Genomic DNA, 21,054 nt, shown 5'->3' with positions numbered 1-21,054 from the left:
GCTCAAAAAAGCTTACAGGTGTAAGCCTAAAGGTAAAGAGATGGCCAATTTAGATTTTCATATCGTAAAAAGACTTCGTGACCAAATTGCCCAAGGCGGCAACCGTACAGCTTTGAAGCACAAAGTAGACAATGTATGGCAAGGCATTAGCTGGGAACAGTTTGGACAACAAATCGATACGCTTTCATTAGCACTATTGGCTCAGGGACTGAGAGTTCAAGATAAGATCGGTATCTATTCAAATAATATGCCTCAATGGACCGTGGCAGATTTTGCATCTTTACAAGCTCGTCTTGTGACTGTGCCGATTTATCCAACCAACACAGCAGCACAGTCGTCTTACATCATCCAAAATGCGGATGTGAAGATCTTATTCGTTGGTGAGCAAGTTCAATTTGACGCGGCGGTGAGCCTATTCGAAGAGTGTGAACAGCTAGAAGTGGTTGTCGCGATGTCTGATGATATCGATCTTCAAGGCCATAGCTTTGCGGTATCTTGGGCTGATTTCATGGCGCGCGGTGTTGAAGCTCAGCAAGCTGAACTTGATGCTCGTCTTGCAGATGCAAGCATGGACGACTTACTGACTCTTATCTATACCTCTGGTACTACTGGCCAGCCGAAAGGCGTAATGCTTGATTACACCAATATTGGCTATCAATTAGAAGGCCATGACGAGCGTCTAAGTTTAAGCAAAGACGATGTCTCATTGTGTTTCTTACCTCTATCTCACGTATTTGAGCGTGCGTGGACGTTCTACGTTCTCTATAAAGGCGCAACCAACTGTTACTTGCAAGATACCATGCAGGTGCGTGACGCGCTGAGCGACGTGAAGCCAACCGTAATGTGTGCGGTTCCACGTTTCTACGAGAAGATTTTCTCTGCGATTCACGAGAAGGTTTCGAAAGCGCCGTTTATCCGCAAGGTTCTATTTACTTGGGCGGTGAACATGGGAGCGAAACTCTCTGTTTGTCACCAAGAAGGTCGCGCTCCTTCGCTAATGCTGAAGAAGAGCCATGCATTAGCAGATAAGCTAGTACTCTCTAAATTGCGTGCGCTGCTGGGCGGTAATATCAACTTCATGCCTTGTGGTGGCGCGAAGCTTGATGAGACGATTGGTCGTTTCTTCCATGCTATCGGCATCAACGTAAAACTTGGCTACGGTATGACAGAAACTACAGCAACAGTATCTTGTTGGGATGACCGCTGTTTTAACCCAGATTCGATTGGTATGTCGATGCCGGGCGCAGAAGTGAAAATTGGTGCGAAGGACGAGATTCTTGTTCGTGGTCCAATGGTGATGCGCGGTTACTACAAGATGCCAGAAGAGACCGCAAAGACATTCGATGAGCACGGTTTCTTGAAAACCGGTGATGCGGGTCATTTTGATGAAAATGGTAACCTGTTCATTACTGATCGTATCAAAGAGCTGATGAAAACCTCTGGTGGTAAGTATATTGCCCCGCAAGTGGTTGAAGGCGCGATTGGTAAAGATCACTTTATCGAACAGATTGCTGTTATCGCTGATACACGCAAATTCGTTTCTGCGCTGATTGTTCCTTGTTATGACTCGCTAGAAGAGTATGCAAAAGAACTGAACATCAAGTATCACGATCGCGTTGAGCTGGTTAAGCATCACCAAATCGTCGAGATGCTAGAAAAGCGTGTGAATGACCTACAGCAAGAACTGGCTAAGTTTGAGCAAGTAAAGAAATTCAAACTGCTACCAAAAGCATTCTCTATGGATGATGGTGAACTGACACCAACTCAAAAATTGCGTCGTAAAGTTATCAACGATAAGTATCAAGACGAAATCGAAGAAATGTACAACGAAAAGCCTAAAGATAAGTAGTTTTCTGCTTAGATAAATTTTCAGTTGTTTAAAAATCCCCCTACGAATGTGATTGCATTTTTAGGGGGATTTTTTGTATCTAATGACACAGCACAATGTGCGAAAGCGCACACCAGCAAGCTCGCGGTTTATCGATAAATAGCGATCTATTAAAATATTAAGTGCTTTTTTTTGTTTGCTAACTAGTGTTTAAACCTGGCGTGGGGGGCTGAGTTGGGTTTTATTTAATGCTTTGAGCTAATAGTTGGTTTTTTGGCACAGTTGCCGAATAACAGGTGTTAGACCAGATGATAATAAAGCGTTAAAGTTGTTTCGTATTACTGTTTGTTGTTATCACGACAGACAGCCATAGCCGAAAAAGTGGAAGTATTTCGAATTAGGCTACGAATAAGCCCTAGACTATGAAAAACCAGCCCAACATGTTCACCAAATATGATTGGAAACTGGTGAGGAGAGCAATATGACAACAAAACCTGAAACAGCCATGTCATCCGGCGCTGAAATGTTATCCGGCGCTGAGATGGTGGTGCAGTCTCTAATTGAAGAGGGTGTAGAACAAATCTTTGGTTACCCAGGTGGTTCTGTACTTGATATCTACGATGCGTTGCATGCTAAAACTGCTGAAATTAAACACGTATTAGTGCGACACGAACAAGCCGCTACCCACATGGCAGATGGCTATACTCGTTCTACCGGTAAACCGGGTGTAGTACTTGTGTGTTCTGGTCCAGGTGCGACCAATACCGTTACTGGTATTGCAACCGCCTACATGGACTCAATCCCAATGATTGTTATTTCTGGTAACGTACCAAATAACCTCATTGGTAATGACGCCTTCCAAGAGTGTGACATCGTGGGTGTATCACGCCCGATCGTTAAACACAGCTTCTTAGTTAAGAAAGCGGAAGATATCCCTGAAGTCGTTAAAAAAGCATTCTATATTTCAACGACAGGGCGTCCCGGTCCTGTGGTTATTGATCTGCCGAAAGATATCTTAAACCCACAAATCAAGCTTCCTTATGAATACCCAGAAACGCTCAAAATGCGTTCGTATAACCCAACGGTTACGGGTCATAAAGGTCAGATCAAAAAGGCGCTAAAAGCCCTTCTTGAAGCGAAGAAGCCGGTACTTTATGTCGGTGGTGGTGCGGTTATTTCTGAGGCAGATAAGCCGCTGTTAAAATTAGCAGAGGCACTGAATTTACCTGTGGTAAGCACCCTAATGGGGCTTGGCGCTTTCCCTGGCACCCATAAGAACTCTTTGGGTATGTTAGGCATGCATGGTTTATATGAAGCCAATATGGCGATGCACAATGCGGATTTGATCTTTGGTATTGGCGTACGTTTCGATGATCGAACGACTAATAACCTAGATAAGTACTGCCCTGATGCGAAGATCATGCACATTGATATCGACCCATCTTCGATCTCTAAGAACGTAAAAGTGGATCTACCGATTGTAGGTTCTGCTGAAAAGGTTCTAGAGAGCATGGTGAACTTGCTCGTTGAGCAAGGCGGCACTAACGATGCAGAAGCGATTGAAAGCTGGTGGAGTGAAATCAAGCAGTGGCAAGAGCGTGACTGCCTAGCTTACGAGAAATCGTCTGAGCGCATCAAACCACAGCAAGTAATTGAAACACTGCATAAAGTAACCAATGGCGATGCCTATGTTGCTTCTGACGTAGGTCAACACCAAATGTTTGCTGCTTTATACTACCCGTTTAACAAGCCACGTCGTTGGATTAACTCTGGTGGTCTAGGCACGATGGGCTTTGGCCTGCCTGCTGGTATGGGCGTTAAGTTTGCTAAGCCAGATGAAGAGGTGGTTGTGGTAACCGGTGACGGCAGTATTCAAATGAATATCCAAGAGCTGTCGACTGCGCTGCAATACAATATCCCGGTTAAGATTATTAACCTTAACAACCGTTTCCTAGGCATGGTAAAACAGTGGCAAGACATTGTTTATCAAGGCCGTTACTCTAACTCATATATGGACTCTGTTCCTGATTTTGCTGCTATCGCTGAGGCTTATGGCCACGTTGGTATGCGCATTTCATCTCCGGATGAATTGGAATCAGGTTTGGAAAAAGCACTGGCGATGAAAGACCGTTTGGTATTTGTCGATATTAGTGTGGATGACACCGAGCACGTATACCCAATGCAGATCAAAGGCGAGGGTATGGATAACATGTGGCTAAGCAAAACGGAGAGAACATAATATGAGACACATTATTTCACTACTAATGGAAAACCAACCTGGTGCGCTTTCTCGTGTGGTTGGCTTGTTTTCTCAGCGTGGCTACAACATCGAGTCTTTGAACGTATCTCCAACCGATGATCCGACGCTGTCTCGTTTGAACGTCACTACTAACTCGAGCGAAATGCAGCTTGAGCAGATTCAGAAACAACTGCATAAGCTAATCGACGTACTTAAAGTACAAGAAGTGTCTGAACTTGAACACATTGAACGTGAGCTGTTGATGGTAAAAGTACGTGCGAGCGGCTTTGCTCGTGCGGAAGTGAAGCGCACAGCGGATATCTTCCGTGGTCAGATCGTTGATGTTACGGCTTCTCAATATACGGTTCAAATGGCGGGTACTAGCGAGAAACTGGATGCCTTCATTCAGGCGCTGTCTGAAGTGACGGAAGTGCTTGAAGTAGCTCGAAGTGGTGTTGTTGGCATCGCACGAGGCGAACGTGCGTTGAAAGCCTAGACGATAAGTCTTTAAAAAATAACTTTAAAGCCGCTTTTTTAAGCGGCTTTTATTTTGTTAATTTTTTAGAGTGCTATAATCCCGCGCTGCACTTCCATTCATCTGAGTTAGCAATGCGAAATAAAAAATCAATAATTACATTGCTGATTATCTCTATCATATTGTCTTCTGCAGTATGTCTGTATTATTTGCAGCGCTACAAAGAAGTAAAACAGCAGAGCTTTGACTACTCAGCTAAGCAAGCCGTTCATCAGTTAGTGTATGCCAAGCGAGATTATGATCTTCTCAAGACTCAGTTAGTCTCGGTCATGGAGCTACTCAGTCATAGCCAGAGCTTGGTTAACTTTGCTTCCTCTCCCTCAGACCAAACCAAACATCTACTTGAAGAGGTCTGGCAATCTGTTCTCGTGAACCAGAAGTGGTATACACAAATCCATCTGTTAGATGTCACTGGCAAAGAATTGGTGCGTGTTAACTATTCCTCTGATACCGGTAGAGTGACGTTTCCTCAACAGCTGCAAGATAGGTCGGATTCTAACTACTTCCAATACGCTCAAAAACTAGAAGCCGAACAGATTGGCGGTTGGGGTATTGAGCTTGAAACTGAGCATGGTGAAGTCACCTTCCCTTATTCGCCGGTAATCCGTGTCTTTACCCCAGTAGAAACCCCTGACGAAAGAGTAGGCTACCTCGTCATCAATCTTGATGTATGGGGCTTATCGTCGCGTCTGAGCTTTTCACCAGATAACGATCTTAGAGCAGAAGTTCTCAATGACGCGGGTTACTTCATCGCGAGTAACAACAGCGGTAAGTTGTTCGGAGACTCTATTCCTGAAAGAAAAGGCTATAACCTGAAAAATATCGCGCCGAAGACGTGGGATGCGATCTCCAATGATCAGGTGGGATACGTTTTTGAAGATGGTAATTTGTTTGCCTTTAACACGGTTATGCTCGCGAACAGTCAAAAGGTCCATTTATTGATTCAACTTAATCAAAAGCAACTGATGGATCGGGCTGAGCGTGATCTAGATGATTTGGCCCATGAAGAGATCATTGTTCTGATTACGGTGCTGATATTCGCTTTCCCGTTTGCTTACCTGGTGACGCACTGCCGACGCCGACGCCTAGAGAGTAAATTGGCACGCGCCGCATTGAATGGTATGTCGGCAGTGATGATCTCTGACAAGCAGCACCGCACAATGATGATCAACAACGAATTTGAGAACATGACTGGGTACTGCAAAAAACAGGTGATCGGTCAAAATGCATTGCAGTTGCTGCTTGAGAATACCGACCAAGTGCTCTCAAGCTCGGCTATTTGGAGTCATTTAGAGCAAGAAGAAGTATGGGAAGGGGAGGTTCAGTGTAAGAACAAGCTGCGTATTCCTTTTACTGCGATCATGCGAGTGCATGCGGTCAAAAACAATTCAGGCAAAGTCAGTTACTACATCACCTCGTTGGTTGATATTTCCGTAAGGAAGGAGCTTGAGGTGCGTTTGAGGATCTTAAGTGAACGTGACTCTTTGAGTAACCTCTGGAACCGACGAAAATTCGAAGAGCAGCTGGCCTACTATTCTCGCTTAGTTGAGCGTTACCCGATCGAAGCGACCACCTGCTTAGCCTTGGTGGACATCGATAACTTCAAGCGAATCAATGATGAGCTTGGCCACGACGAAGGTGACCGTGTGATCGCTGGTGTTGCTAAACTTCTGCAAGATAGCCTTCGTGGGACGGACTTTGTTGCACGTGTCGGAGGAGAAGAGTTTGCACTCTTGATGCCACACACGTCTCTGCCAGAAGCAAAGCGCGTATTGGATCGCTTGCGAATAGAGATTGAACTGGCAGCCGGAACTAAGGTAACGGTGAGTGTTGGCTTTACTGATTTAACAAGTAACAGTACTCGCTCATACAAGTGTGCCGATGTTGCGCTTTACGAATCTAAATCGTCTGGTCGTAATGCGGTCTCTATGTGTCCTAGCTACGATGATGTCGCTTAGGTTCGCTTCTATCTAGTCCTGTCTTCTCTTTGCTTCACCTCTTCAAGCTGGCCCCGACTCACTTTATCTCTCCCCCTTTTTATAGGAATCTCACTTTTGAGCGACCTATGTCACAAAATCTATACAGTTAGACTAAAGTCTAATGCTGGTGGAAATTTGAGCTAAAATGAACAATAAGTAAACTACCTTGCTTCAGATTACATCGTGCTTAACGGTGTAATAAATAGAGTGTTTACCAGATGTAAAAGGATGACACCGTTAACTTAATTCAACTGATTAGCTAGCCTTTTCAATGGTTTGAAAGGCAGCAGTAGAATTAGGTTAGCTGGAGCAAGAGTTTGGGGATCATACAGTCTGGTTAAAAGAGGCGTGGTATGTTTGTCGATTTTTTAGTGAGGTTAACCATAGGCACATTAGCCATTCTTGGCTTTCAATTGAGTGCTTTGTATTTTTTACCTATGGTTGTGCTACTCAATACTCATCACAAAGAGTTTTTTGGGTGGTAGTTCAGTCGTAATACTGGAAACAAAAAACGGAGCCATTGGGCTCCGTTTTTATTTGGTTAGAAGCTACTTTAGCGTTATGCCGCTTCGATAACTTCTTCAATTCGTTTCATTGAACCTAGTAAGTGTTGATCAAGCAGTTCTGTTGCTTGTTCTACATTCTTAGAGAGTACTAGTTTCATTATCATTTCGTGCTCATCAATATTGAACAGATCATCAGATGCGCTTTCTGCAGACATAGCGAGGAAGCGGTAACGTTTCACTTGGTTAATTAGGTCATCAAAGAACTTAAACATGTTCTCTGAACCTGCACCTTCAAGCAGTGCGACATGGAATTGCTGGTGGCGCTCTTCCCATTCTACACAGTCAAACTCTTCAGATACGTACTGTACTCGCGATAGTTTATGGTAAGACGTTAGTACATCCAGTTCCCAGCTCTCATCACCTGCTGCAATCGCTTTTTTAAGCAGAACCGATGATACAACACGAAGGCTTTCGTATAGGTCATTCAGTTCTTTCTTTGATACAGGAGATACCCAGCAGCCTTTTTGTGGCTCTAGCTTTACGTATTTGCTCCAAGATAACTGTACCAAGGCTTCGCGAATAGGGGATGCGCCAACGTTGTAGCGTGCTTTTAGATCAGCAACAACAAGCTTTTGGCCTGGGGTTAACTCACCATTAAGAATATCTTGGCGAATCATCTTTGATACTTTGTCAGTGAGCGTAGGACTAGACATTACAAACCTCATCTATATATGATTTCTAGTCTGCTAATCCGCCTCTTAGAAAGAGTCAGTTGGAGGTTAACAGTACGTAGTTCTATTGTTATTGATAATACAGCGTACTGAAAAGTTAGGCAAGATTTTGTTTCATAAAAAAAGAGGGCCGAAGCCCTCTTTTATATTTTATGCGAATCGGTTCATTCTTATAGAACGTGAACAGATGCCGTGTTTGTAGTACCAGAAGCTACTAGAGCACCAGAAACCATAACTACGATGTCGCCTTTGTTACCTAGGCCAGATTGTAGAGCGATTTCTTTACCGTTGATGTAGAACGCGTCTGTGTTCTCGATAGAGTCAACAAGAACTGGCTTAACACCTTTAGTAAGAACTAGCTGTGCAGCTGTCTTTTCGTTAGTTGTTAGAGCTAGGATGTTTGCAGTTGGGAAGTACTTACGTACTGAACGTGCAGATTTACCGCCTTCAGTTGCAACAACGATTAGAGGAGCAGCTAGCTTCTCTGCTGTGTCTACAGCGCCTTTACATACTGCTTCAGTGATGCGTAGACGTGGGCTGTCTAGACGAGAACCTAGCTCAGCTTTAAGAGCTGAATCAGTACGGTTCGCGATTTGAGCCATGATAGTAACAGCTTCAACTGGGTACTTACCTTTAGCAGTTTCACCAGAAAGCATTACTGCATCAGTACCATCCATGATTGCGTTCGCAACGTCACCCGCTTCAGCACGAGTTGGACGTGGGTTGCTGATCATAGAGTCAAGCATTTGAGTTGCAGTGATAACCATCTTACGTGCACGGTTACACTTCTCGATCATCATCTTCTGAGCGAAGATTACTTCTTCAGCTGGGATTTCAACACCTAGGTCACCACGAGCAACCATGATGCCGTCAGAAGCTTCAAGGATTGAATCGAAGTTATCTACACCTTCTTGGTTTTCAATCTTAGAAATGATGTGGATGTTCTCGCCGCCGTTAGCGTTTAGAAGCTCACGGATTTCTTTAACGTCTTCTTCTTTACGGATGAAAGAAGCAGCAACGAAATCTACGCCTTGCTCACAACCAAACTTAAGGTCAGCTTTGTCTTTCTCAGAAAGAGCAGGAAGTTGAACAGAAACGCCAGGAAGGTTAACACCTTTGTTTTCGCCTAGAGCACCGTTGTTAAGAACTTTACACTTAACTTCAGTTTCTGTTGTTGCGATAACTTCCATTTCGATTAGGCCGTCATCAACAAGGATAGTGTTACCTGCTGTTAGGTCTTTAGCGAAACCTAGGTAAGTTACTGCTACTACGTCTTTGTTACCAACAACTGTTGCGTCAGTTGTGAAAGTGAACTCTTGACCAGCTACTAGATCTACGTCGTTACCATCTTCAAGTTTGATAGTACGGATTTCTGGACCTTTAGTATCTAGAAGGATAGCAAGTTGCTCACCTTTGTTTTCCATTACTTTACGGAAGTTCGCGATACGAGTGCCGTGCTCTGCGAAATCACCGTGAGAGAAGTTAAGACGCATAACGTTCATGCCAGCATCTACTAGTTCAGTTAGCTTCTCTACAGATTCAGTTTTAGGGCCAATCGTACATACGATTTTGGTCTTTTTCATGGAAGGTACTCTCCGGTAAGTATTGTTACAATTTGAAATTTATTTAAGTTCTGAAGATTGGTCCGCTACATCAACATTTTGTGCCTGTTGTGTAAAAGCGCGGGACTTCCAATATGTCCTTCAGAGTTGTAAGTCTTTCATCAATTTTAGTCATTTTATGACTAAAAGATTTTGATTCAATATCGGTTTTCTGTGACTTACCCCACTATATAGGGGGTAGGTTGCAAAAAAATAACAGTCAGTTTTGTAATTTTTTTTCTTTTCGGGTGCGGATTCTACCACCTAATGAGTTCAATATCACTGCTTAACAATTGTCTTAGGACAAGGTTTTATCGCTATTTATTAATTTTTTGGATCAAAATAAATGGACTAAATAGTTTCGTTGTAACTATAATATGTTTCATATCGAAACTTAATGGCCTTTTTTAAATGTCGAAACGAAACACCCAGCTCAGAAGACATGCAATTTCTAACCTAGTGAATGAAAAAGGGGAGGTTAGTGTTGATGAATTATCCGCTAAGTTCGAAACCTCAGAAGTCACTATTAGAAAGGACTTGGCGTCTTTAGAGAAAAACGGTCAGCTTTTACGCCGTTATGGTGGTGCGATTTCGTTACCGAAAGAGGTTGTCAACGAAGAGCTGGGTCAACAAGTTTCGACTCGAAAGATTTCATTGGCAAAAGCCGCTGCAGATTTAATTCGCGACCATAACCGCATCGTGATCGATAGTGGCAGTACGACCGGTGCTCTAATTCAGCAGCTTAATGCTAAGCGTGGCTTGGTTGTTATGACCAACTCATTGCACGTTGCTAATGCGCTTAATGAGCTTGAAAGCGAGCCGACGTTATTAATGACTGGCGGCACTTGGGATACCCATTCGGACTCTTTCCAAGGCAAAGTTGCAGAGTCGGTGCTTCGTGCTTACGATTTTGACCAACTATTTATTGGGGCTGATGGTATCGACCTTGATAGAGGCACAACCACGTTTAATGAACTGGTTGGCCTGAGCAAAGTAATGGCTGAAGTGTCACGAGAAGTGATCGTGATGGTTGAGTCGGAAAAAGTGGGACGAAAGATCCCGAACTTAGAGCTGGCATGGGAACACATTGACATCTTAATTACCGATACAGACTTAGGCGAAGAATCCAAAGCAAGTATCGAATCACATGATGTTCGAGTGATCCTGACCGATCCAGCGTAAAAACAAATTTAAGTATTATGCATTTACCTTCCTATAATTGATCTTAATGAAGATCTGGCCTTTGCTTGCTGCCAATAGGAATAAACGAAATTGATGGAGTCAAACTATGTGTGGAATTGTTGGTGCAGTAGCACAGCGTGATGTAGCCGAGATTTTAGTAGAAGGCCTTCGCCGCCTAGAGTACCGTGGCTACGACTCAGCGGGTGTCGCTGTAGTCGATACTGAATCTAACCTAACTCGTGTACGCCGCCTAGGTAAAGTACAAGAGCTAGCTGACGCAGTAGAAGAGCAACAAGTGATTGGCGGTACAGGTATCGCTCATACACGTTGGGCGACACATGGTGAGCCATCTGAAGCGAACGCACACCCACACATGTCTGGTGATATTGCTGTTGTACACAATGGCATTATCGAAAACCACGAAGCACTGCGCGCTATGCTGCAAGAGCGTGGTTACGTATTTACTTCACAAACGGATACAGAAGTTATTGCTCACTTAGTTGAGTGGGAACTTCGCACTTCAGCTTCTTTGGTTGAAGCGCTACAGAAAACAGCAAAACAATTAGATGGCGCGTACGGCACGGTTGCGGTTGATCGCAAAGATCCTAGCCGCATTGTAGTCGCTCGTTCTGGTAGCCCAATCGTTATCGGTTTTGGTGTCGGCGAGAACTTCCTTGCTTCTGACCAACTTGCACTGCTAAGCGTAACTCGTCGCTTCATGTACCTAGAAGAAGGTGATGTTGCTGAGGTAACTCGTCGTGATGTTACGGTATTTGATGTAGCGGGTGAGCGTGTTGAGCGTGAAATCGTTGAGTCAAACGCTGAACACGACGCAGGTGACAAAGGTCAATACCGCCACTTCATGCAGAAAGAGATCTTCGAGCAGCCAACAGCGCTGATCAATACAATGGAAGGCCGTATCTCTGACACTTCGGTTATCACTAACGCGATCGGCGTTAAAGCTGAAGAGATCCTAAGCAAGGTTGAACACGTGCAGATCATCGCATGTGGTACGTCTTACAACTCAGGCATGGCAGCGCGTTACTGGTTTGAATCTCTAGCTGGCGTAAGCTGTGACGTAGAGATTGCTTCTGAATTCCGTTACCGTGATTTCGTTGTTCGTCCGAACAGCCTATTGGTGACTCTGTCTCAATCTGGTGAAACGGCGGATACGCTTGCTGCACTTCGTCTTGCAAAAGAGAAGGGTTATATGTCTGCAATGACTATCTGTAACGTTGCGGGTTCTTCACTGGTTCGTGAATCTGATTTTGCCTTTATGACTCGCGCAGGAACAGAGATCGGTGTTGCTTCTACTAAAGCTTTCACAACTCAACTAGCAGCGATGCTGATGATGGTAACGTCAATTGGTCGTCTACAAGGTCGTATCAATGAAGAAAAAGAAGCGGAAATCGTTCAAGCACTTCACCAACTGCCTGCTGATATCGAGAAAGCATTAGCGTTCGATAAAGAAATTGAAGCACTGGCACCTGATTTTGCTGATAAGCATCACACACTGTTCTTGGGTCGTGGTGAGTTCTACCCAATCGCGATGGAAGCGTCTCTTAAACTGAAAGAGATCTCTTACATCCACGCAGAAGCATACGCAGCTGGTGAGCTTAAGCACGGTCCTTTGGCTCTTATCGATGCAGATATGCCTGTAGTCGTTATTGCACCAAGCAACGACTTGCTAGAGAAGCTGAAATCGAACGTTGAAGAAGTGCGTGCTCGTGGCGGTCTACTTTACGTATTCGCTGATGAAGATGCGGGCTTTGAAAGCGATGAGAACATGAAGATCATCAAGATGCCTCACGTAAGTGAAGTAACAGCGCCTATCTACTACACAGTACCGATGCAGCTGCTGTCTTACCATGTCGCACTAATAAAAGGTACCGACGTTGACCAACCTCGTAACCTAGCGAAAGCGGTAACAGTTGAGTAATCGATAGCTTACCTAAGATATAGATAATAAGAAGCCCATCCTGTGATGGGCTTTTTTATGTCTGTTACTTAACGATCAGTGTTAGAGCTAGCTGTAGCGTCATTAAGCGCTCAGTGCTTGCTCTAGGTCAGCCAAGATATCGTCAATGTGCTCGATACCTACTGATAGGCGAATCATCTCCGGTGATACACCGGCTTGTTTCTGTTCAGCTTCGCTTAGTTGACGGTGTGTCGTCGAAGCTGGGTGACAAGCGAGAGATTTCGCATCGCCAATGTTAACTAAGCGCTTGAAGATTTGCAGTGCATCATAGAAGCGAACACCGGCTTCATAACCGTCTTTTAAACCAAAAGATAGAATGGCCGATGGCTTACCTTGCATGTACTTTTCAGCGAGTGGATAGAATTCTGAATCAGGCAGGCCAGCGTAACTTACCCAACTGACTTTCTCGTGTTGCTTGAGGTATTCCGCTACTTTCAAGGCATTCTCTGTGTGTCGCTCCATGCGTAGCGACAACGTCTCCAAACCTTGCATCAACATGAAAGCATTCATTGGTGACAGTGCTGCACCTGTATTACGTAGGGGAACCGTTCTAGCACGACCAATAAACGCAGCCTCACCAAAGGCCTCGGTATAAACCACGCCATGATAAGAAGGCTCTGGCTGATTAAACACAGGGAAGCGGTCCTTGTGCTGTGCCCATGGGAATTTACCTGAGTCGACAATCACGCCACCTAACGTTGTACCGTGACCACCCACGTATTTAGTTAGTGAGTGCACCACGATGTCAGCACCAAAATCGATAGGTTTACACAGTACAGGCGTCGCCACCGTGTTATCAACAATCACAGGTACACCTTGTGCGTGAGCAAGTTCAGCAACACGCTCTAAGTCGATAATATTACCTGCTGGGTTACCGATACTTTCGCAGTAAACCGCCTTGGTTTTTTCATCGATCAGTGCCGCTAAGCTTTCTGGTTTGTCGTCTTTAGCAAAACGAACTTCGATCCCTTGGTTTGGCAGCATATGAGCAAATAGGGTGTAAGTACCACCGTAAAGCTGAGGTGTTGAAACAATGTTGTCACCGATTTGCGCCAACGTCTGAATCGCATAGTTGATCGCAGCACTGCCCGCACTTACCACTAAGCCTGCAATCCCCCCTTCTAAGGCTGCCATGCGTTTTTCTAACACATCATTGGTTGGATTCATTATCCGTGTGTAGATATTACCTGGCACCGCAAGGTTAAACAGGTCGGCGCCATGTTGTGCGTCATCGAATTCGTAAGCGACGGTTTGGTAAATAGGTGTGGCAACCGATTTGGTTGTTGGATCAGTTTCGTAGCCGAAGTGAATCGAGAGTGTTTCGTCTTTCATGTTTCTTCCCTGAACTATTGAGCGATTTATGTACTCTCATATTGCCGATTTTTTTATAAAAGAAAAGTATGTTTAGTCACAGAGAGGCAATTGGAATTGTGTGCGGGACGATTCGTTTTTGGTTCGGAAGTGCAGGGTGTGATTGGTACTGAATCAGAAAAGCAAAAAGCCAGAGCAGCGTGAACTGTTCTGGCTTTTCTAATTTGGTGGCCCCTCCCAGATTTGAACTGGGGACCGAACGATTATGAGTCGTGCGCTCTAACCACTGAGCTAAGGGGCCGTAGGGCATAGATTATAGGGGAAGCATTCAGTGGTGTCTAGACACTATAAGGGGCAATTCCGCTTACATCTTAGCCACTTAAATCACACGGATAAAAAAAAGGTGAGCCAACGCTCACCTTTTCTTATTTATGCTTAAAAGCTAACCGCACTAAAGTGTGTGATTACTCGTCTAGGAAGCTACGCAGAGTTTCTGAGCGGCTTGGGTGACGAAGTTTACGCAGTGCTTTTGCTTCGATCTGACGGATACGTTCACGAGTTACGTCGAACTGCTTGCCCACTTCTTCAAGAGTGTGGTCAGTGTTCATGTCGATACCGAAACGCATACGCAGTACTTTAGCTTCACGAGGTGTTAGGCCAGCAAGAACGTCTTTAGTTGCACCGCGTAGGCTGGTTGCCGTTGCAGAGTCTAAAGGAAGTTCTAGCGTTGTATCCTCGATGAAATCACCTAGGTGCGAATCTTCGTCGTCACCGATTGGTGTCTCCATTGAGATTGGCTCTTTAGCGATTTTCAGTACTTTACGGATCTTGTCTTCAGGCATTTGCATGCGTTCAGCCAGTTCTTCCGGCAGTGGTTCACGACCCATCTCTTGTAGCATTTGACGAGAGATACGGTTTAGTTTGTTGATCGTTTCGATCATGTGAACCGGAATACGGATAGTACGAGCTTGGTCGGCAATCGAACGAGTGATTGCTTGACGGATCCACCAAGTAGCGTAAGTAGAGAACTTGTAACCACGACGGTATTCAAACTTATCTACCGCTTTCATCAGACCGATGTTACCTTCTTGGATTAGATCCAGGAATTGTAGACCACGGTTTGTGTACTTCTTAGCAATCGAGATTACTAGACGTAAGTTCGCTTCAACCATCTCTTTCTTCGCACGACGAGCTTTCGCTTCACCGATAGACATGCGACGGCTGATATCTTTGATGCTTTGAACAGTAAGAGACGTTTCACGTTCGATCATATCCAGTTTTTGGATAGAGCGACGGATGTCGTGCTCGTTACGTTTAATCTTTTCTGCGTATGGCTTGTCTGAAGCAAGAACTTCATCCAACCATGCTTCGCTAGATTCGTTACCAGTAAATAGAGCAATGAAAGATTTCTTCGGCATTTTGCCGTACTCAACCGTTTGACGCATGATTAGACGTTCTTGAGTACGTACGCGATCCATAGAGTTACGCAGTTCGTTTACTAGGTAATCAAACTGTTTTGGTGTTAGACGGAACTCTTTGAATACGTCTTGCATCATTGTCGTTGCAAGCGTTGCTTTCGGGCTTTCATGGCCGTACTCGTTGATCGCTAGCTGACGGTTCTGGTAGCTAGTACGAAGCGCTGTGAACTTCTCAAGAGCAAGCTCAGGATCGATACCTGTATCTTCTTCTTCCTCTTCCTCGTCGTCTTCAGCGTCTTCTTTGTCTTCGTCTTCCAGATCAGTTTCAGCAAGTTCTGAACCGATGTGAGTCGCCGTTGGCGCAGCTGTGCCATCGTCGTCTGGGTCAACAAAGCCATTGATTAGGTCTGTTAAGCGAATCTCTTCTGCTTGTACGCGGTCAAACTGTTCCAAGATGTATGGAATAGTGCCTGGGTACTCAGCAACCGATAGTTGAACTGTATTGATACCATCTTCAATACGTTTCGCAATGTCGATTTCGCCTTCACGAGTCAGTAGTTCAACCGTACCCATTTCACGCATGTACATACGAACTGGGTCAGTAGTACGGCCAATCTCGCTTTCTACGCTTGAAAGCGCAGCAGCTGCAGCTTCGGCTGCATCTTCATCTATATTGGCATCGTCATCATTAAGTGCTAGATCATCAGCATCAGGTGCAGTTTCAACTACCTTGATACCCATGTCGTTGATCATTTGAATGATGTCTTCTACCTGTTCAGAATCCACGATTTCTGCAGGTAGGTGGTCGTTTACTTCGGCGTAGGTCAGATAGCCTTGTTCCTTGCCTTTAATAACAAGTAATTTAAGCTGTGACTGCGGATTTTGATCCATAGATGATATCCAACTTCAGGTCTGGTGAAGGACGTTGCATTCTCAAATGCAAACCAATTATGTTAACAAATTTATTAAATGCTGACTAATCAAACAGGGTTACGCTTTTAGATCTAGCATTAAAGCTAGTAGCTCCCTTTTTTCTTCGGCTGATAAACCGACGCTTCTTGCTTTGGCCTGCAGGTTTTCAATTTGTTTTTCAACGCACTGGGCAAGTATATTGTCCAATGAGTCTAAAAATATGTCTTCTTGATTGTCTTCGTCGAGGGGGATTTCCCAGCTCGCGAGACGAGACAGAAGAGCCTCATGTTTATTGTGTCGCCAATGCTCTAATAATTGGCCTGTGTTGATATGGGGATGCGCATGGCATTTATCAAGTACTTCGACGAATAAACTTAGTCCAGGCAGCTGTAAGCCTTTGACACTTGATAAATCCGGTACCATATCAGCATAGCTCGGATTTTGGATAAGCAAAGCGATAACTTCACGCATTGGAGTGCGTTTCAGCTCTTTATGCGGTTGAGGTATCGGGTTCTGTGTATGAACACGCGCTCGCCTCAATTGGTTATCAAATCCAGTGCGCTCATCGAGCAATTTTTCGAGCAACTCTTGGAAGTAACTGTCAGGGATTTTGTTAATCAATGCGCTAGCGTGTGCGCGCAGTGCCGATTTCCCTTCGGTTGTTCCCAAGTTTAACTTGTGTATTTCTATCAGGTTATCGAACAAATAGGTCGAAAGCGGTGTCGCATTTTGAACAAGCTGTTCGAAAGCGGCTTTGCCGTGTTCTCTTATATAGCTGTCTGGGTCTTCACCGTCGGGCAAGAATAGAAACTTGAGTGTGTTACCGGTTTTCAGGTACTCAAGTGCGTTTTCTAGTGCGCGCCATGCGGCCTCTTTACCTGCTCGGTCACCATCGTAACAACAAACCACAGTGCTGGTTTGACGGAACAACATTTGAACATGGTCGCCGGTTGTCGAGGTGCCCAGTGATGCTACTGAGTAATCGACACCATATTGCGCGAGTGCCACGACATCCATGTAACCTTCAACCACAAGTATTTGCGGCGGTTCACGGTAGGCTTGCAGCACTTCATAAAGGCCGTAAAGCTCTTTACCTTTATGGAAGATAGGCGTTTCTGGTGAGTTGAGGTATTTTGGTGTGCCGTCTTCTAATACACGACCACCAAAACCAATCACACGGCCACGACGATCACGAATTGGGAACATTACGCGTCCACGGAATCGGTCGTATCGGTTACCTTTATCGTTCTCAATTAACATGCCGCCAGTTACGAGCATGTCTTGGGCTTCTTTCTGTTGGCCAAAGTTCTTACGAACTAAGTCCCACTCATCGGCCACATAACCAATGCCAAACTTCTGGACGATCTCGCCCGAAAGGCCACGATTCTTTAGGTAATCAATCGCAGGTTTGTTGGCTGATATTTTCAGTTGAGAGCGGTAAAAATTACTGATGCCGCCCATCAAATCGTAGAGGTTACGTTTTTGTTCGCTGTTGGCTCTTGGTGCTGTTGATATCTCGCCGCTACGTTGCTCTCTAGGAACATCGAGCCCTAAGAAAGAGGCTAGCTCTTCAATAGCTTCAACAAAATCGAGACGTTCGAACTCCATAATGAAGTCGATAGCATTACCGTGTACGCCACAACCAAAGCAGTGATAAAACTGTTTTTCTTGGCTTACGCTAAAAGAAGGGGTCTTTTCGTTGTGGAATGGGCAACAAGCACCATAGTTTTTGCCTTTTTTCTTAAGTTTCACGCGTGCGTCCACAATGTCGACAATGTCGAGACGCGCTAGGAGATCATCGATGAAACTACGCGGGATGTGTCCTGCCATAAAACCTTAGAAAAATGCACTAACTGAGAGTGTGGATAATAATAGTTTGAATAGGTTACAGATACAAACAAGCCGTGCGTTCCGAAGGATTGCACGGCTTGTTGCAATTTGATTTGGGATTAAGCGAGTTTAGAACGAACTAAACCACTAACTTTCCCCATATCTGCACGCCCTTGAATTTGTGGTTTCAAGATAGCCATTACTTTACCCATGTCTTGCATGCCCGCTGGTTGAGCTTCGGCGATTGCGCTATCAAGTAGTGCAATAACTTCTTCATCAGTTAGCGGTTGAGGCATAAAGCCTTCAAGTACCGTAATTTCTGCTTTTTCCACGTCAGCAAGATCTTGACGATTTGCTGATTCATATTGAGCAACAGAATCGCGACGTTGCTTAACCATTTTAACTAATACAGCAAGAATGTCGTCGTCGTTCAGAGTGATCCGTTCGTCAACTTCACGTTGCTTAATTGCTGAAAGAGCTAAGCGGATAGTGCCAAGGCGCGGTTTGTCCTTGGCTTTCATCGCTAATTTTTGCTCTTCTTTGAGTTGTTCAATAAGAGCCATAACTCAGTCCTTATGGATTAAGTTATTAGTACAGGCGAACGCGACGTGCGTTTTCGCGAGCTAGCTTCTTAGCGTGACGCTTTTGAGCTGCTGCTTTAGCGCGTTTGCGAACTGTAGTTGGCTTTTCGTAGTGCTCGCGACGGCGAACTTCAGAAAGGATACCTGCTTTTTCACAAGAGCGCTTGAAACGACGTAGTGCAACGTCGAACGGTTCGTTTTCACGTACTTTAACTATTGGCATATGCCTTTCACCTCAGGGGTTATTCATTATCGCTGGCTACTCAGTACCAAATCAGAGAAGTTACCCATCGAGCTAACTCTCTATTCGCGTTTGGCCATTAACCAGCTTGATCAAAAATGGTGCGGAATTTTAATCCGATCACAGTGGCTTTGTAAAGCACTTTGTCGATTATAGTCTGTACAATATTTGTTTGAAGAGCTTAGGCAGGGTAATATTGCGCTAATTTCCCATTTTAGACGAAAGCGTGCCGAGAAAATTATGCGCATTATTGGTATTGAAACCTCTTGTGATGAAACAGGAATCGCGATTTATGATGATGAGCAAGGGCTGCTTTCTCATCAATTATATAGCCAAGTAAAGCTGCACGCCGATTACGGTGGTGTGGTACCTGAGCTAGCTTCACGTGACCACGTGAAAAAAACAATTCCTCTTATTAAAGCGGCATTAGCTGAAGCGAACCTAACGTCGAAAGACATTGATGGTGTGGCTTACACGGCTGGCCCTGGTTTAGTGGGTGCACTGCTGGTTGGTGCAACGATTGGTCGCAGTATTGCTTATGCGTGGGGAGTGCCTGCTGTGCCTGTTCACCATATGGAAGGTCACCTTCTTGCGCCAATGTTAGAAGACAATCCACCTCCATTCCCATTTGTGGCTCTGCTGGTTTCTGGCGGCCATACCATGATGGTAGAAGTGAAAGGTATTGGTGAATACCGAATCCTTGGTGAATCGATTGATGATGCAGCGGGTGAAGCGTTTGATAAAACCGCGAAACTGATGGGCTTAGATTACCCTGGTGGCCCATTGCTATCTCGCTTGGCAGAAAAAGGCACTCCGGGTCGTTTTAAGTTCCCGCGTCCAATGACCGATCGTCCGGGTTTAGATATGAGCTTTTCTGGTCTGAAGACGTTCGCAGCGAATACCATTCGTGATAACGATAATGATGACCAGACTCGTGCTGATATTGCTTACGCGTTTCAAGAAGCCGTTTGTGCAACCTTAGCAATCAAGTGTAAGCGTGCCTTGGTTGAAACGGGCATGAAACGTATAGTTATTGCTGGCGGTGTAAGTGCCAACAAACAACTGCGCGTTGAGCTTGAAGCTCTTGCTAAGAAAGTCGGTGGTGAGGTGTACTACCCACGCACTGAGTTCTGTACAGATAATGGTGCGATGATCGCTTATGCGGGCATGCAGCGCCTGAAGAATGGCGAAACGGCTGATTTGTCTGTTCATGCCACACCGCGTTGGCCTATTGACCAGCTAGAGCCAATTGCGTAATTGACTATAGTGTTTCGATAAACGGTCGCCTTGTGCGGCCGTTTTTATATCCTAGCTTACCGACCGTATGTCGATAAATAATTGCTGATAGAGATTAGGGAAGAAAATGAACAAGTTCACAGTAGACAATCAATCGATGGCGTACCTAGATGAAGGTCAAGGCCCTGTTGTTGTACTCGGCCACAGCTACCTTTGGGATAGTGCAATGTGGAAGCCGCAGATCGAAGCATTAAAAACTCAGTATCGCTGTATTGTTCCAGAGCTTTGGTCTCACGGTGAGTCTCAAGCTGCACCCGCTTCGATGCGTAACTTGAAAGATTACGCTCAGCACGTTTTGGCTCTGCTTGATCATTTAGAGATCGAAGAATTCTCAGTGGTTGGCTTATCGGTTGGCGGTATGTGGGGAACAGAGTTAGCGGAACTTGCACCTGCACGTATTAAGTCTTTGGTTCTAATGGATACTTTTGTGGGTTTAGAACCAGAGGTTGCTCACGCTAAGTACTTCAGCATGTTAGATACCATCACTCAAACCAAGACGGTTCCTCAGCCAATTGTTGAAGCGGTTGTTCCACTGTTCTTCGCTAATGATGCTCAAACCAACACGCCAACTTTAGTGGAAGGGTTTACTCAGCAGTTATCTGCTCTTGAGGGTGACAACGCTGAAGAAGTGGCACGAATTGGTCGAATGGTGTTTGGACGTCGTGACATGATTGAATCGGTAGAGAACTTTGCTCTGCCTGTTTTGATTGCTGTAGGACAAGAAGATAAGCCACGTCCAGCATTGGAATCTTACTTAATGCACGATTGCATTACAGGCAGTGAGTTAGTGGTGATTCCTGGGGCGGGTCATATTAGTTCGCTAGAGCAGCCAGAGTTTGTTAACGCTATGCTGAAGACGTTTTTAGATAAACATCTGCTGTAAGCT

Annotated in this window: 15 protein-coding genes and 1 tRNA gene; 8 read left to right on the top strand and 8 right to left on the bottom strand. The window is 44.9% G+C overall.

All coding sequences use genetic code 11. The annotated features are described in order from the left end of the window. Window positions 1-40 precede the first annotated feature (40 nt). The 4 genes from AB4329_RS05880 (at window position 41) to AB4329_RS05865 (ending at window position 6,560) form a co-directional block, all read left to right on the top strand. Window positions 41-1,849 carry a long-chain fatty acid--CoA ligase gene (locus AB4329_RS05880; RefSeq protein WP_372137812.1) on the top strand — a complete coding sequence of 603 codons (1,809 nt, stop codon included), beginning with the start codon at window positions 41-43 and terminating at the stop codon, window positions 1,847-1,849. Between the two features lie 460 nt (window positions 1,850-2,309). Then, window positions 2,310-4,067: an acetolactate synthase 3 large subunit gene (locus AB4329_RS05875; RefSeq protein WP_017062926.1), complete on the top strand. Its 1,758-nt coding sequence runs from the start codon at window positions 2,310-2,312 to the stop codon at window positions 4,065-4,067. A 1-nt stretch (window position 4,068) separates the two neighbouring features. Further along, window positions 4,069-4,563, top strand: a complete 495-nt coding sequence (gene ilvN / locus AB4329_RS05870) for an acetolactate synthase small subunit (RefSeq protein ID WP_008219984.1) — start codon at window positions 4,069-4,071, stop codon at window positions 4,561-4,563. Window positions 4,564-4,676: 113 nt separating this feature from the next. After that, window positions 4,677-6,560 (top strand): diguanylate cyclase, encoded by a 1,884-nt coding sequence (locus AB4329_RS05865; RefSeq protein ID WP_372137810.1) that lies wholly within the window; start codon window positions 4,677-4,679, stop codon window positions 6,558-6,560. Window positions 6,561-7,140: 580 nt separating this feature from the next. On the opposite strand, the gene AB4329_RS05860 is transcribed toward AB4329_RS05865, so the two are convergent. Next, window positions 7,141-7,812, bottom strand: a complete 672-nt coding sequence (locus AB4329_RS05860; protein WP_102332761.1) for a GntR family transcriptional regulator — start codon at window positions 7,810-7,812, stop codon at window positions 7,141-7,143. A 176-nt stretch (window positions 7,813-7,988) separates the two neighbouring features. Further along, entirely contained in the window at window positions 7,989-9,401 is a 1,413-nt protein-coding gene (gene pykF, locus AB4329_RS05855) for a pyruvate kinase PykF (RefSeq protein ID WP_017061403.1), read from the bottom strand. 429 nt (window positions 9,402-9,830) lie between these two features. On the opposite strand from pykF, the gene AB4329_RS05850 reads away from it, so the two are divergent. Both AB4329_RS05850 and glmS read left to right on the top strand, forming a co-directional pair. Continuing rightward, window positions 9,831-10,601 carry a DeoR/GlpR family DNA-binding transcription regulator gene (locus tag AB4329_RS05850; RefSeq protein WP_017061404.1) on the top strand — a complete coding sequence of 257 codons (771 nt, stop codon included), beginning with the start codon at window positions 9,831-9,833 and terminating at the stop codon, window positions 10,599-10,601. A gap of 106 nt (window positions 10,602-10,707) precedes the next feature. Further along, window positions 10,708-12,540: a glutamine--fructose-6-phosphate transaminase (isomerizing) gene (gene glmS, locus AB4329_RS05845; protein ID WP_017061405.1), complete on the top strand. Its 1,833-nt coding sequence runs from the start codon at window positions 10,708-10,710 to the stop codon at window positions 12,538-12,540. A gap of 102 nt (window positions 12,541-12,642) precedes the next feature. Here the strand turns inward: glmS and AB4329_RS05840 are convergent, their stop codons facing one another. The 6 genes from AB4329_RS05840 to rpsU form a co-directional block, all read right to left on the bottom strand. Then, window positions 12,643-13,911 (bottom strand): O-acetylhomoserine aminocarboxypropyltransferase/cysteine synthase family protein, encoded by a 1,269-nt coding sequence (locus AB4329_RS05840; protein WP_136973934.1) that lies wholly within the window; start codon window positions 13,909-13,911, stop codon window positions 12,643-12,645. A gap of 204 nt (window positions 13,912-14,115) precedes the next feature. Further along, window positions 14,116-14,191: transfer RNA gene (locus AB4329_RS05835), tRNA-Ile, on the bottom strand. A 163-nt stretch (window positions 14,192-14,354) separates the two neighbouring features. After that, window positions 14,355-16,199: an RNA polymerase sigma factor RpoD gene (gene rpoD, locus AB4329_RS05830; protein ID WP_017061407.1), complete on the bottom strand. Its 1,845-nt coding sequence runs from the start codon at window positions 16,197-16,199 to the stop codon at window positions 14,355-14,357. Window positions 16,200-16,298: 99 nt separating this feature from the next. Further along, window positions 16,299-18,050, bottom strand: coding sequence for a DNA primase (gene dnaG / locus AB4329_RS05825; protein ID WP_372054842.1), 1,752 nt, complete (start codon window positions 18,048-18,050; stop codon window positions 16,299-16,301). Between the two features lie 119 nt (window positions 18,051-18,169). Continuing rightward, window positions 18,170-18,613 carry a GatB/YqeY domain-containing protein gene (locus AB4329_RS05820; RefSeq protein ID WP_017069475.1) on the bottom strand — a complete coding sequence of 148 codons (444 nt, stop codon included), beginning with the start codon at window positions 18,611-18,613 and terminating at the stop codon, window positions 18,170-18,172. Window positions 18,614-18,638: 25 nt separating this feature from the next. Continuing rightward, on the bottom strand, window positions 18,639-18,854 hold the full coding sequence (gene rpsU / locus AB4329_RS05815) for a 30S ribosomal protein S21 (protein WP_004396009.1): 216 nt from the start codon (window positions 18,852-18,854) through the stop codon (window positions 18,639-18,641). A gap of 258 nt (window positions 18,855-19,112) precedes the next feature. On the opposite strand from rpsU, the gene tsaD reads away from it, so the two are divergent. Further along, window positions 19,113-20,129, top strand: coding sequence for a tRNA (adenosine(37)-N6)-threonylcarbamoyltransferase complex transferase subunit TsaD (gene tsaD / locus AB4329_RS05810; protein WP_372137808.1), 1,017 nt, complete (start codon window positions 19,113-19,115; stop codon window positions 20,127-20,129). A gap of 106 nt (window positions 20,130-20,235) precedes the next feature. Further along, on the top strand, window positions 20,236-21,051 hold the full coding sequence (locus tag AB4329_RS05805; RefSeq protein ID WP_372137806.1) for an alpha/beta fold hydrolase: 816 nt from the start codon (window positions 20,236-20,238) through the stop codon (window positions 21,049-21,051). Window positions 21,052-21,054 lie beyond the last annotated feature (3 nt).

This window comes from Vibrio sp. 10N.261.54.A5 (genome assembly GCF_041471145.1).
Classification (GTDB): Bacteria; Pseudomonadota; Gammaproteobacteria; order Enterobacterales; family Vibrionaceae; genus Vibrio; species Vibrio crassostreae_C.
Note: the sequence above shows the minus strand (reverse complement) of the source record. Positions and strands in the feature narration are given on the sequence as shown.